Consider the following 13,726-nt stretch of genomic DNA (forward strand, 5'->3'; position numbering starts at 1 on the left):
TGGTCTCGCCTGCATGTCGTAGAATTTTTAAACGGGTATTTGCCGCGTCTTGGTAGAATTCTATATAAAATTTTTGCAAAATTTTTAACAAACCTGCCTTAATTAAAGGCGCGAAATCACAGCTGTAAATTTTAAATCAGGAATATGGGTGTGCTTGGACAATGGCTTAGATCTCATAGCAGGTTAGAATTTGCTCCGCATCCTCGTCGTAAGCATTATCTACCAGTACTTTGCATGTGTGGGTATGCGGCTGCGTATGCCCTTCTTTTTCGCTGCCTTCGGGCGCTAAATTTTGCTCGGCAAATGCGTCCTTTTGCTCCGCTTCGTATTTTGTGCTCGCAGCCCGGCAAGAAGCAGCCGTAACGACGCCTAAAATTCTCGCACCCTTTTGTTTAAATTTATGCGCCAACACGGACTTTGCCGCGAGGTATTGGACCTGCTCGCCGAGTTTAAATTTAAAGGGCTCGTCGTACTCAAATTTATCCGTCGCTTCGCATCTGGATTTGCTCGCCTTGACCTGCGTAAATTCGCCCGAGCCGCCGCGATTAAATTCGTCCGCTTCGTCACATCTAAATTCCTCGGCTTTATCGTACGCAAATTTGTCCGAGCCGTCGTGCTCGCCGCTCTCGAGATCGCCCGTTTTGCTGTGCTCAAAGCCGCCCGCCTCGCTACGCAGATCAAGAACCCTCAGCTCATTCGGCTCGTTTATAAAGTATCCGCGCCAGCCGTCCGGTCCATCCGCCGCAAGCTCGAATTTATCGAAATCGAAATCGAGCTTCACGCAGAATTTAACGTTAAAATTCGCGTCCGTAAAAACAAGCTCGTTAGCACCCTCTATTTCGCCGTTTTCGCCTGCTTCGCCCACGCGAATGCAATATCCGCCGCTTGCGCGCTGCACCTGCGTCATAGGGCAAGTTTTAGCGATGATTTTAAGCTCGCAACCGCTCAAATTTAGGCGGTAAATTTGACCCGAGCGCGTAAAAATCAAGAAATTTAGCTCATCTTGCTTAAAAATCGCTACGCAGCCCTTTAATCGCTTTCGCGTGCTCGTCTGCGACACAAAATCGTAAATAAAAAGCGTGTCATCGGTCGCCGTAATAGCCTTTTTATCGCCGCCCTTGCTACTTAGCGCGATAAAATTGCCGTATTTTAGCACGCCCTTCTTGTGCTTTGAGATGAGCGCGAGATCCGCGGCGTTAAATTTATAAATCGTGTCTACAAAGCCCAGAACTACGAGCGTGCGGCCGTCATCGTCAAAGGTCGCGGCACGGGTAAAATCGCGGAAAGGCGCGCCGGCTAGCTGCTCGCCGCTTGCGAGCGAGAATTTTCTAAGCTTCATCTGCTTTTGTTCGTCGTTATCGCCTACGTAAAATGCGCGATCGCCCTTTATCAGGATATTTTCGCCGATATCTCGAAGCCTGTTTTGAAGCCTGCTTTGCCATAAAATTTTCATCCGTCGCTCCTTTTGTTTGTGCGCAAAGAACACAGCGCGATTTATCGCTTTTAATTTTGGCTAGCGGTTTTTCAGCGCGCATGCTAATACTTGAATTATTGCTTTTAAATTTACGCTATTTGCGCGGCGCTCGGTACCGATTTAATTGGCATTTCAGCCGTGCTTTGCAGGCAAATTTATCCGCGCAGCGTTTGGACCGGGCTAGAAAGAAATTTAACCGCGCGCTGTTTGAGCGAAACCGCAAAATTAGCCTCGCAAATTTAGATCATTTTTTCGGTTTATTTTCTTTGATATAGTCCACGGCGATACGCTGGCAGGCGATTTTATCGTTCTTTTCGAGGCATAAAGTCTCCAGCTCCTCGCGGCTGAAATTTTTGTAATCCTTGATCGTCTTTTTGCCGCCGCCTCCCATGACGAAGTATATGAGAGCCGCTAAAATCGCTATCGCAGCGATTAATCTAAGCATGATTACCTCCTAAATTTCATAGATTTTGCGCCAAATGTGCGAGCGAATTCGGCGCGCATCTGTTTAAATAGGCAGTCAAATTCTATGCCGTTCGGATTTTGCGGATAGCGCATTTTTAAATTTAGAGCAATTACGATTGCTTCGGAAAGTACCTATCCAGCGTCTGCGCTACCTGCTCTAACCAGACCTTTCGCTCGACCTCGTCGCTATCTGCGACCACTCTAAACATCAGCCGCTCAAAGGTTTTCACGCCGCAAAAATCAAAAATGCAGTTTTTCCAAATTCTTTCCAGCGGATCGCCGAATATCTCGTTTTCTCTGGCCTCGGGGGTGTTGGAGGTGTTGAAAACTACGGCGGCTTTAGCCTTTAAAAGCCCTATCGGAAGCCCGCCGCCGTTATCGCCCGGCGCAAAATCGTAGGCTACTCTCTGCCTTAGCACACGGTCAATCCAGCCCTTGAGGATGGCGGGCGGCTCGCCCCACCAGTTCGGATGGACAATCACGATGCCGTGGGTGTTTGCGATATCTTTTTGATGCGCTTTTAACAGCTCGTCGTCGCTTTCGTCGCTCACGAGCTCGGTGCCGCTAAGGATTGGGTTAAATTTCTCCTTATATAGATCGTGAAATTTAACCTCGTAGCCGCTATTTTGCAGCTTTTCTGCCGCTGCGTTTGCAATAGCCGCATTTAGACTTCTCTCGTAAGGATGCGCTAAAATGATGCAGATTTGTTTCATAATAATTTCAGTCCTTGTTTTCTTAAATTCCCTAATCAATTATTGCAAATAATAAAATCATAATACTCTCTAGCCATTTTTTTAGAACGAACTTTAGCTACTTCAATATCAAAATCTGAATATTTTGAAATAAAAGTTTTAACTTGCTCATATTTTGATTTATTATAAACTTCCTTTTTTTCAATATATTTTAAATCACTAGCATCATTATTTAGTCGAGTCTCTAAACAAATTAGGTTACCAATCAGGCAAGTATCATTATCTTCTGATTTTTCATTAATAACGTGTTCTACAGAAGCATCGTCACAGAAAAAATCCTTTTTCTCAAAGTATTGATTAAGTTTTTTTAAAACATATTTTGCCAACATATTTGTTGGCAAATTCTTTTTTCCACTATATGCCAACTTAATAAAGCCCTCTTCAAATTCCTCATACTTTGGCAATTTAGAATTAAAAGTATCGTAGAGTAATTCGTTAAGAATCGTATTTGTATCGCTTTTACTTTGTGTTCTCCTTAACTTGATTGCCAATTTAGAAAAATTGGCTTCATATATATTGGCCTGCTTCTTTGATATGTTTGTATAGGCAAAAATAAAATTCTCTAGATATTGGATTGCTTTTTTAAAACTTGGAGTCGAAATTAGCTCCTTATTTTTTATATCTAGTAGTGCTAATAATATAATTCTGCTTTGAACCACATTGAATGTACTTCCAAAAGATTGTAGACTTTGAACCAACCATTTATATTCTTGCCTATTACTGTAATCTTCTATTTTTGGATTAACAATACTAATATAAATCTTTGACTCTTTTTCTAAATCTTTTAAAAAATCAAGGTATTCATCTTTTTTTATATAATACTTAAATGAATCATAAAGCTTATTGTTTGTTTCTTTTTTAAATTTAGATATCCAATAATGCCTATAAAAGGTTGCTAAACCTATTGAGCTGTCCCTGTCTCTTAAAGTTTTTTTAACTCCTTCCCAAACACTTTCTGCATAGCCAATTCCTCCATTTTTATCATTGTGCAACTTTTCAAAAACTATGTTTTTAATGAGATCTATACTTGCAAGATTTTTACCTTTAGCATTTAAAATTTCAAAAATCATATATGCACTATCTTTATCACTGGTTACTATAGCGATAAGTTTTGACTCAAGAATTTGATTTCTAACTGCTAGTAAAATCTCCACATAGTCAAAATCTTTAAAGACCAAATTTTGTTCTTTTAATTTCTCGTACGATAAATATACATTAAAAAAATCGTAAGTTTGCTTTATGTTTTCTTCTTCCTCTGTTTCTATTGTCGGGATATTGGTTTTTTCTTTAGATTGCACATAACAATCAAAATACGGGTATGACGTATCACTGATCAAATGCCTTATAGGCTCGTTATTATCATTAATATCTTTGACATATCTAAAGGTTGCATCAGATAAACCTTCCTTTCCACATTCCATTAATTTATTTGAAATTACTGACAACAATATTGTGATTACGGTTAATCTTTGTTGACCGTCAACTACATCTATACTGTTTTCATTAGAATTTCCGGAAAAAACCATAGTTCCAATAAAGTATACATTATTAAATAAACTATTATCTACTAACCTTATGCCGTTAATAATATCGTCTATGAATCTTTTATAGAACTGCTTATCCCAAGAATAATCCCTTTGAAAAACAGGTATCCTAAAAGTTGGGTAAGTTTTAAACAGTGTTTTTACATCCATATCTTGTGGAGAAAAATTCATGATTATACCTTTCTAACAATGCTCAAATGCTGTTGCATGCCGATATTTTTACCACTACTCCCACTCTATCGTTGCAGGCGGTTTGCTCGAGATGTCGTAAACTACGCGGTTGATGCCGTCCACTTCGTTTATGATGCGGCGAGAGACGTTTTCTAGCAGGTCGTAAGGCAGGCGCGAGAAGCTAGCCGTCATGCCGTCGCTGGCGTCCACTACGCGTATGCACACGGCGTTTTCGTAGGTGCGGTTATCGCCCATGACGCCTACGGAGTGCACGTTTAGCAGCACGCAAAATGCCTGCCACGTTTTGTTGTACCAGCCGCTTGATTTTAGCTCGTCGCGCAGGATCACGTCGGCTTTGCGTAGTAGCTCAAGGCTTGGCGTATTTACCTCGCCCATTATGCGGATCGCAAGACCCGGGCCGGGGAATGGATGGCGGAAAACGACTTCGCGCGAAAGGCCTAGTTCAAGTCCCAGCTGGCGCACCTCGTCTTTAAAAATTTCGCGCAGAGGCTCAATCAGTTCAAATTTCATATCCTTAGGCAGGCCGCCTACGTTGTGATGGCTTTTGATCGTTTTGCTTGAGCCTGCGACGGAGCTTTCGATGATGTCGGTATAGAGCGTACCCTGGGCTAGAAATTTTACGTTTTTGTGTTTTGCCGCTTCTTTGCTGAAAACCTCAATGAAGGTAGCGCCGATGATTTTGCGTTTTTGCTCAGGATTGACCACCCCTTTTAGCCTGCTTAAAAATAGCTCGCTAGCATCGATCACGTCTAAGCTCACGCCGAGTTTGAGCCTAAACATCTCCTCTACCGCCTTGCGCTCGCCCGTGCGGAGCAGTCCGTTATCGACAAAAACCGCTATTAGGCTCTGTGGCACCGCATGCGCCAAAAGCGCCGCTACGACCGAACTATCCACGCCGCCACTTACCGCGCAAAGCACTTTGGCGCTGCCTACGCGCTCTTTTATTTTGATCATCTGCTCTTTGGCGAAGCTACCCATATTCCACGTGCTACTTAGTCCGCAGATTTCCTTGGCGAAATTTTTTAAAATTCTATCTCCGAACTCGCTGTGGCAGACTTCGGGGTGAAACTGTAGCGCGTAAATTTTACGGATCTCGTCGCCGAATACGCACCACTCGCTCTCATCCGAGCTCGCCATCACCTCAAAGCCCTCGGGCAGGCTCTCGACCTTGTCCGAATGGCTCATCCAGACGGTTGAATTATCCTTAACGCCGTCAAAAAGCCTGGTTGCTCGAAGCAGCTTCAAAGAGGCTTTGCCATACTCTTTTTTACCCGCAGGCACGACGCTGGCGCCAAATTTATGCGCGATGAGCTGCATACCGTAGCAGATGCCTAAAATTGGAATTCCAAGCTCAAAAATTTCATCGTCGCAAAAATACGCATCCTTGGCGTAAACGCTAGCGGGTCCGCCGCTTAAAATAAGGCCTTTAGGGTTTTTGGCTTTTATCTTATCGATCGATGCGTCGTATGCGATCAGCTCGGTGTAAACGCCTTGTTCGCGCAAGCGCCTAGCGATCAGCTGGGTGTATTGAGAGCCGAAGTCCAGCACTAAAATGTCTGCCGTTTGCATGAAATTCCTTTGTAAAAATTTTTAAAAGTATAACAAAGCAAAGCTAAAAGTAGGCTATTTATCGCGTAAAATTCTAACGCCGCCTTTCGTGTCGTTTGTATTGTTGCCATCTGCGGCGGATGCCTCTGCGTTCGCGGTTCGCTCATCTGCGTCCGAATAAAACGGCGGTGCTTTGTATCCGCAGCCGCTAAGCAAAACTAAGATAAAAAATGCTAAAATCCGCTTATGGAAAATGCAAGAGAAATAATAGCTCATATCAGAAAAGATCCTTTATATGCCAAGATGCGAGAAAGAGGCGAGTTTTTAGCGATTTTGCCGCTTAGTTGGCAAAGGCTGATCGCTTTCATCTACGTCAAAGATGGCATTTTGATGATAGCCGCAAAACACCCGGCGGGGCTTTGCGAACTAAAACGCGATAGTAATATAAATTTAATAAAAGACGTATTAAAGCGCTTCGTAGCTGCTAGAGAGACGGCGGAGCTTTGCGGCGTGCGAGAGATAAAATTTTTCGTAGCAGATAGAGTGATGAGCAGAAGAAGGGCGCAAATTTATAAAGCTCATTTGCGCCGGGACGGCAAAATTTTATCTTCAGAGCGCGCAAAAGGGGAGTTTGAAAACAAAATCCAAGATTCGCAAATTTATAAAATTTTTGAAGAGATAAGAGGGTTAATCCTTGCTAATAGAGGAGATTAAGAGCCTGCCTGTCAGACCCGGCGTGTATCAATATTTCGACGCCGCGGGCAAGCTGCTATACGTCGGCAAGGCAAAAATTTTAAAAAATCGCGTCAAAAGCTACTTTTCTTTCACGCCCGCTCTCGCGCCGAGCCCCCGCCTAAGCGCGCGCATCGCCAAGATGATAAGCGAGGCTGTGCATTTAGAATACATCGTAACGCCCAGCGAGAGCGACGCGCTGATACTGGAAAATTCCTTCATCAAGCAGCTTAAGCCCAAGTACAACATCCTGCTGCGCGACGATAAGACCTATCCTTATATATATGTAAATTTAGACGACGACTTTCCGCGCTTTGAGATCACGCGAAAGATCATAAAGGGCAGAAACATCAGATACTTCGGCCCCTATTTTCACGGCGCAAAGGAAATTTTACAGACGCTTTACATGCAGTTTCCGCTCGTGCAGAAGAAAAATTGCGTCAAGGGCAAAAAGGCCTGTTTGTTCCACCAGATCGGGCGTTGCGCCGCTCCGTGCGAGGATAAAATTTCAAAGCAGGATTACGCGCGTATCGTACAAAGCGCGCTTGCCGCCCTAAAAAATCCGCAAAAGATGGTGCCGCAGCTTCAGGAGCGGATGGCACGGCTTGCGCAGAGCGAAAATTTCGAGGAAGCCGCACAGATTCGCGATAAGATCGAAATTTTAAAACAGATGAACGTAAAGGTTGAGGTCGATCTGGCAAAGCTCGATGATTTTGAGGTCTTTGCGATTGCCGCACGCGACGGGCTCGTCTGCGCCGTGCATTTTAGCATACGCGAGGGTAAAATTTCAGCCTCAAGCTCGCATATAATCAACTGCAAAGCCCCAAGCGCCGATGATATCGCAAACGCCTACAAGCAGATGATCTTAAGCGCCTTTCCTGCCGCGGCTCCCGTGGCATGCGCTAAAATTTACGTTTACGACGAGTTTGACGATGCGGATCTGGTATGCGAAATTTTATCCAAGCGGCACGAAAGAGCCTTTAAAATTTACGCGCCGAAAATCGGCGAGAAGCGTAAAATTTGCGAGATCGCATACCAAAACTGCGAGATCAATATCAAAAAGCATCTAAAAACACACGATTACGCGTTTTTGCAGGAGCTGAAGGATTATTTTAATCTTACGAATTTGCCGGTAAATATCGAAGTTTTCGATAATTCGCATATGTTCGGCGCCGCGGCCGTGGGAGCTATGATAAGCTTTCAAGACGGCGAGTTTAACAAGCAAAACTACCGCCACAAGCACCTTAGCTCAAATAACGACTACGATCAGATGCGCGAATATTTAACTAGCCGCGCGCTTAAATTTGACGAGCTTGCAGCGCCCGATCTGTGGCTCATCGACGGCGGAACGGCTCTGCTAAACTTGGCGGAGGAAATAATTTCAAGCGTCGGAGCAAACGTCGATATAATCGCTATCTCTAAAGAGAAAATTGACGCTAAAGCTCACCGCGCAAAAGGAGCTGCGAAAGATAAAATTTGCACTAAGGACAGGATCTTTTCGCTGCCGACGGACGATAAAAAATTGCAGTTTTTTCAGCGTCTGCGCGATGAGGCGCACCGCTTTGCGATCTCGTTTCACCAAAAGAGCAAACGCAAACTCGATCTGCAAAGCTCAAAGCTGCTAAGCTTGGGCGTTAGCAAGGGAAGCCTGAAGAAGCTTTTGGACTTTTACGGCGATTTTGAGAGCATTTATGCGGCGAGCTTCGATGAGATCAGATCGCTTACGAATATCCAAACCGCCGAAAAAATTTTAAACAATCATTAACGAAAACCTAACGCAAAAAGCTATATTTAAAGATTTGTTTAGTAAAATCACCCATTAACTTTGCAGGACGGCTAAATCGTCTCCGCCTAGCGTGACGGAAGCGACTTCGTTTCTCCGGTTGAATAAAATTTAACGTCGCGTAAGCTGCGCTTTGAAGGATTTTGTATGAATTTAAATACTACAAGTGCTTTGAGACTTGTTAGCGGTATCCCGTTACTTTTGATTTTCGCGTTTGCATCATATTTCTTGTTTATCTCTTTGCAGGATTACGCCAGAGTGGGAATTTTGCAGCAGCAAATTGCTAAAAATAGCAACCTCGCGGCGTTAGTAGAGCAGGTAGATAAAGAGCGCGGTATCACTTCGGCGTTTTTGGGTAGCGAGGGAAACCCCGGTATGGGAACCCTTCTATCGGGCCAACGCAAAAAAACCGACGATGCGCTTGCAAAGTATAAAGAAAGCAAAAATATCAGTGAAAACGTCATAAAAAAGACTATTTTTGATATTTTCGCTTACGGCACCGGTAATGACGAGCTTTTGGCTGCCGAGACCGATATAGACGGTTTATTAGACAAACTTCCGCAGGTAAGAAGGGATGTCGATGCTCAAAGCAAAAGCTTCGGTGAGCTTTTCAGCTCATATTTTCAAAAATTCGATGATGATGTAAAAACAATCCAACGAGTGCTAAGAGAGGGTCTTGTAAGCTCAAATATTACCGTTTGGACGGTTTCGTTGCTTAATACTTATGAGGCGATGGATGCCACCGCATCGGAGCGTGACTATATTATCGAATACATTATCGGTAGCAAGGCGATGAATCAGGCGCAGCTAAGGACTTGGGCTAGCTTCAACCTATCTAGTTCGCTCCCTAATTACTACTTCTTGCCGGAATCTGATGCTAGAGCCGCGATTTTAAAGATTCTAGACGGAGAGGAATTTCAAAACGCATTAAGAGAAACTGCTAAAATTTCAGCCACATTACAGCAAGAAGCGGACGAGGGACATTATAGCGTGCCTTTTCAAGAGTGGTTTGCCTCTACTACACTTAAATATAAAAAACTAAGCGAAATTTCTGAAAAGATCAATGCTGAGCTTGCGACGCATGCCGATACTTACCTAGCGCAAAGGCTAAGAAACCTATTTATCGCTCTTGGTATATGGGTTTTAGCGGCTATTTTGGTCGTTTTTGCCTTGGGTATTACAAGACGTTTAAGACAGAACGTTACCGACCTCGGCAACGTGCTTAGCCGAATCGGCGATTTGACGAATCAGCACGAGCATATCGACGTTAGGACTAGCGAGGGTGTTAACAAGGCATATTCGCTTATCGAGGATGCGCTCGATCTGATTGCGTATCAAAAGGGCGCTGCGGAGGATGCCAACAAGGCAAAATCGATCTTTTTAGCTAATATGTCTCACGAGATCAGGACGCCACTTAACGGCATCATCGGCTTTACGGAGCTTCTTAAAAATACCGATTTGGACGAGGAGAAGCGCGATTACGTTGATACCATCGAAAAATCGTCCGAAAACCTTCTAACGATCATTAATAACATTTTGGATGTCTCCAAGATCGAAAGTAATAAGGTCGAGCTTGAGGATATCTTATTTAACCCTATTCAAGATTTCGAAAGTGCGGTTGAAATTTACGTTGCCAAGGCTGCCGAAAAGAATATCGACATCCTGCTCTACATCGATCCTACACTAGTGCATCATCTATACGGCGATATTACGAAGATCAAAGAGGTTCTTATCAACCTCATGTCAAATGCTGTTAAATTTACGCCTGAGCACGGCACTATCGTAGTTGAAATTTTAAGGGAGCCTAGCAAAGCTCCAGGAGAGGCGATCGTAACGTTTAGCGTAGAAGATACCGGCATTGGAATTTCTGAAGATAAGCTCGCAAATGTATTTAACGCCTTCTCTCAAGCTGACTCTACAATCACGCGCAAATACGGCGGAACAGGTCTTGGACTTACGATTTCGTCAAAATACGTAGCGATGATGGGCGGTAAGCTTCAGGTTAAATCTACCGTAGGAAAGGGTACTAGATTTTATTTCACTCTTGCTTTTAAAGAGACGCAAAAGACCGATGCAGACGCAGTATTTGAAAGTATCAAAGGGCTAAATTTTGCGCTTTTAGCCGATAGCGCCGATACGATGTATAATGATATCGTTAAAAACTACATCAGCAAGCTAGGCGGTAAAATTTCGATATTTAATACGAACGCGCAGTTCCGCTCAGCGCAAAATAATAACAAATATGACGCCCTTATCACTAGATTTAAGAATTACGGCGAGGTTAGCGATATATTGAGTATGCCTACGATTTTGACTCTTAAGCCAAAAGAGCTTCAAAGTATTAGTATTTCAAATTCTAAAATTTTTACCCTTACAGAGCCTTTTAACTTAACTAAATTCGTTAAGACGCTAGATAAAATTTCAAAATCCGGAATTGCTCTAAGTAGATCGGATTTTGCTCCACAGACGCATGAGATTAAGCTGGATGCCGAGGTAGAAAAGCCTATTGTCGCTGATGAAATGATTATGGAGGAACCGGTAGTAAAAGAAAGACCTATCATCAATAAGCTCGATGAATTACGACATGCTACTACTTCGTCGGCAGACGAGCTACGCGCTATCTTGCAAAGCAGAAGACGTACGCATGATGCCGAGGCTCATTCTACGCATAAAGATGAAACTGTTAGTAAGCCTAGTATCGCTCAAGAGCTCAAAAAAGAAGCTTCTAAAGCAGAAGAACCGGTCATTAAGCCTATAGACATCGAGCCTATGAGTGATATTAAGATTGAAAAGATAGAGCCTGAATCGCCAAAGATAGATATTGATATTCCTGAAATAGTAATCCCGCACACAGAAAAGCCAAAGGTAGAGCCTTCAAGCACAAAGGATGCCCAGGCCGATATCGATGAGCCTATATCTTTGGAAATCCCTGATGATTTTGTGGGGCTCAAAACACATGCGACTCAGACCCAGGCTCCTAAAGCCGAAACTCCTAGCATTGATCTTTCCGATATCGAAATAGAGCTTCCTAAGATTAAGAAAGAGGAAGAAGAAGTAAAGGCTGAGCCTGCGAAAGTAGAAATTCCAAAGGCTAAGGTTGAGACGCCTAAGGCTGAGATTGAAATTCCTGATATAGATATTGATCTTTCGGATATCAAACCGAGCGCCAAGGTGCAAGAGCCTGCCAAAAAGGTTGAAATTCCAAGCATAGAAGAAGAAATTCCGGTAGCCATTAAAACCGAGCCTGAAATTCCTATCGCTAAAGCTTCGAAGCCTGATACTTCAAGTGTTTCTGCTCATGAAGATGAAATTTCAAATGTTAAACTTTCAGAACCTGAAAGTATAGCTGAAAAGATAATTGAACCAGAACCTATCGCTGTTGAGCCAGAGCCGGTAGCAATTGAGCCTGAACTAAAGCCTATCGAGCCAAAACTTGAAGAGGTTAAACAGGGACCTTCAAATATCGAGCCTGAACCGGTAACGCCAGTAGTAGAACCAGCGGTTCAAAATATTCCTGCCGAAGAGCCGAGTATTGAGCCGGAGCCTGTAGATATTCCGAAGGTGGAGCCTACTACTCAAAATGTCCATGTCGAAGAGCCCGAGATTGAGCCTGTTAGCGTAAAAGTCGAACCGGTAGTTATCCCGCAGCCTGAGGAAGAGGAGATGGTCGAGGTGCCCGTCACCGTATACGAAGACGAGCAACAGGAAGAAACTATTATGGTCGAAGAGGATGTCGAAGTCGAAGAAGAGGTTGAAGTGCCGGTAGAGCGAAATCCTGCCGATGAAAATGTACCTTTGGTCAATAGAAAATATAACGCCAAAATCCTTATTGCGGAGGATAATGAGATCAATCAAAAGCTTATGAAGCATACGTTAAATAGCTTTAATATGAATTTGACGATAGTCGAAAACGGACTTTTGGCGCTGGAAGCCAGAAAAGCCAATAACGACTATGATCTCATATTTATGGATATTTCGATGCCTGTTATGGACGGTATCGAATCCACAAAGCAGATCAAGCAATACGAGCATGAGAATAATCTCCGCCACATCCCGATCGTGGCTGTTACTGCCAATGCGCTAAAGGGCGATAGAGAGAAATTTATGGCAGCAGGACTTGACGAATACTGCACCAAGCCGATCAAAAAGGATATCTTAGCTCAAATGCTAGATAATTTTATCGGCGATAAACGATCTGATGCAGCGCCCGCCGGTGGAACTACAAAGAAGCTGGTTAAAAAGCTTGTCAAACGCCAGGTGCCTAAGACGGTCATTAAAACTGTCAAAGTGCCAAAGACGATAATGAAGCTAGTTCCTAAAAAAAGCATAGTTTCCGATGACGTAGTGAAAGCTAAGGGTGCGCGAGTGCCGACAAAAGATATACTTATATGCAAGGCAAACATTATGGAAAGTAAAATTTTTGCCAGCATATTAAAACACCAGTATAAAGACGTAGAAATTGCGGGCAATTTCGATCAGCTTATTTCTATGGCGGCTACGGGCAGCTATAAGCTTGTTTTGATTGATAAAAAGCTAGCGGGGCTAGACTTAGCGGCGTTAGAGAGCTTGCGCCGAAAAGCATCTGCGACCAAGCTAGTTCTGTTTTCTAACGACAACGATGAAAATCCACTATTTAGCGAAGTCGCTAGTTACAATATTACCAAGTCGGGTCTTGAGAAACTCGCACAAAAATATATATAAGGATGAGGTCTTAAATGAGAGATTTGAAAGTTTTAACGGTTGATGACGACGCTATAAATTTAAAGCTACTTGAAGTTATGCTAAAAAAATACGGCAAATTCCAAACCATACTCCAAGCCAAAAATGGTTTGGACGCTCTTGCCGTACTCGAAGTTCAGCCCGTTGATTTGATTTTATTAGATATCGTAATGCCTGTGATGAATGGGCTGGAATTTTTAGATAATCTTCACGCTAGAGAAAGTATAGCTCATATCCCCGTCATTGTCCTTACGACGGACGAGACCGCTAAACGAGAGGCTTTAAATAAAGGTGCTTATGACTTTATGACAAAGCCCATCAATGACAAAGATCTTCACAAAAAACTAGACGACGTTATGAATATTATCGGCGATTAAATTGCCGATTTTTGTCCTCGTAGCTCAGTAGGATAGAGCGCAAAATTCCTAATTTTGAGGCCACAGGTTCGAATCCTGTCGGGGACACCATTGCTCTTTTTGAGATATTTTGCTTTCAAATTTAAGCCCTCATATTCCAT

The 13,726-nt window shown here is 43.3% G+C and carries 10 protein-coding genes and 1 tRNA gene; 5 read left to right on the plus strand and 6 right to left on the minus strand.

The window, feature by feature from the left end:
* Positions 1-166: 166 nt before the first annotated feature.
* From Q0224_RS09210 to Q0224_RS09235, 6 genes are all read right to left on the minus strand, one after another.
* Positions 167-1,453 carry a hypothetical protein gene (locus tag Q0224_RS09210; RefSeq protein WP_297950807.1) on the minus strand — a complete coding sequence of 429 codons (1,287 nt, stop codon included), beginning with the start codon at positions 1,451-1,453 and terminating at the stop codon, positions 167-169.
* Positions 1,454-1,718: 265 nt separating this feature from the next.
* The gene (locus Q0224_RS09215) at positions 1,719-1,919 is read right to left on the minus strand and encodes a hypothetical protein (protein ID WP_297950808.1); all 201 of its coding nucleotides are present in this window, start codon (positions 1,917-1,919) and stop codon (positions 1,719-1,721) included.
* Positions 1,920-2,049: 130 nt separating this feature from the next.
* Positions 2,050-2,652: an NAD(P)H-dependent oxidoreductase gene (locus tag Q0224_RS09220; RefSeq protein ID WP_297950810.1), complete on the minus strand. Its 603-nt coding sequence runs from the start codon at positions 2,650-2,652 to the stop codon at positions 2,050-2,052.
* 35 nt (positions 2,653-2,687) lie between these two features.
* Positions 2,688-4,406, minus strand: coding sequence for a DUF262 domain-containing protein (locus tag Q0224_RS09225; protein WP_297950811.1), 1,719 nt, complete (start codon positions 4,404-4,406; stop codon positions 2,688-2,690).
* A 54-nt stretch (positions 4,407-4,460) separates the two neighbouring features.
* Entirely contained in the window at positions 4,461-5,996 is a 1,536-nt protein-coding gene (gene guaA, locus Q0224_RS09230) for a glutamine-hydrolyzing GMP synthase (RefSeq protein WP_297950813.1), read from the minus strand.
* 54 nt (positions 5,997-6,050) lie between these two features.
* Complete coding sequence (locus Q0224_RS09235) at positions 6,051-6,251, minus strand: hypothetical protein (RefSeq protein WP_297950814.1); 201 nt, start codon at positions 6,249-6,251, stop codon at positions 6,051-6,053.
* Between the two features lie 27 nt (positions 6,252-6,278).
* On the opposite strand from Q0224_RS09235, the gene Q0224_RS09240 reads away from it, so the two are divergent.
* The 5 genes from Q0224_RS09240 to Q0224_RS09260 all read left to right on the plus strand — a co-directional run bounded on the left by Q0224_RS09240 (position 6,279) and on the right by Q0224_RS09260 (position 13,676).
* Complete coding sequence (locus Q0224_RS09240) at positions 6,279-6,689, plus strand: hypothetical protein (RefSeq protein ID WP_297950815.1); 411 nt, start codon at positions 6,279-6,281, stop codon at positions 6,687-6,689.
* Entirely contained in the window at positions 6,670-8,472 is a 1,803-nt protein-coding gene (gene uvrC, locus Q0224_RS09245) for an excinuclease ABC subunit UvrC (protein ID WP_297950816.1), read from the plus strand. Before Q0224_RS09240 ends, uvrC begins: the two co-directional genes overlap by 20 nt.
* A gap of 165 nt (positions 8,473-8,637) precedes the next feature.
* Entirely contained in the window at positions 8,638-13,191 is a 4,554-nt protein-coding gene (locus Q0224_RS09250) for an ATP-binding protein (RefSeq protein ID WP_297950817.1), read from the plus strand.
* 14 nt (positions 13,192-13,205) lie between these two features.
* Positions 13,206-13,586, plus strand: coding sequence for a response regulator (locus Q0224_RS09255; protein WP_005869488.1), 381 nt, complete (start codon positions 13,206-13,208; stop codon positions 13,584-13,586).
* A gap of 13 nt (positions 13,587-13,599) precedes the next feature.
* A tRNA-Arg gene (locus Q0224_RS09260) sits at positions 13,600-13,676 on the plus strand.
* The last annotated feature ends 50 nt before the right edge of the window (positions 13,677-13,726 follow it).

The sequence above is a fragment of the uncultured Campylobacter sp. genome (assembly GCF_938002845.1).
In the GTDB taxonomy this organism is placed as follows: domain Bacteria; phylum Campylobacterota; class Campylobacteria; order Campylobacterales; family Campylobacteraceae; genus Campylobacter_B.

What these genes read in the sequence shown, in the direction of transcription:
- Q0224_RS09210 (WP_297950807.1), bottom strand. Translation starts at nt 1,453, where the DNA reads ATGAAAATTTTATGGCAAAGCAGGCTTCAAAACAGGCTTCGAGATATC.
- Q0224_RS09215 (WP_297950808.1), bottom strand. Translation starts at nt 1,919, where the DNA reads ATGCTTAGATTAATCGCTGCGATAGCGATTTTAGCGGCTCTCATATAC.
- Q0224_RS09220 (WP_297950810.1), bottom strand. Translation starts at nt 2,652, where the DNA reads ATGAAACAAATCTGCATCATTTTAGCGCATCCTTACGAGAGAAGTCTA.
- Q0224_RS09225 (WP_297950811.1), bottom strand. Translation starts at nt 4,406, where the DNA reads ATGAATTTTTCTCCACAAGATATGGATGTAAAAACACTGTTTAAAACT.
- guaA (WP_297950813.1), bottom strand. Translation starts at nt 5,996, where the DNA reads ATGCAAACGGCAGACATTTTAGTGCTGGACTTCGGCTCTCAATACACC.
- Q0224_RS09235 (WP_297950814.1), bottom strand. Translation starts at nt 6,251, where the DNA reads ATGAGCTATTATTTCTCTTGCATTTTCCATAAGCGGATTTTAGCATTT.
- Q0224_RS09240 (WP_297950815.1), top strand. Translation starts at nt 6,279, where the DNA reads ATGCGAGAAAGAGGCGAGTTTTTAGCGATTTTGCCGCTTAGTTGGCAA.
- Q0224_RS09250 (WP_297950817.1), top strand. Translation starts at nt 8,638, where the DNA reads ATGAATTTAAATACTACAAGTGCTTTGAGACTTGTTAGCGGTATCCCG.
- Q0224_RS09255 (WP_005869488.1), top strand. Translation starts at nt 13,206, where the DNA reads ATGAGAGATTTGAAAGTTTTAACGGTTGATGACGACGCTATAAATTTA.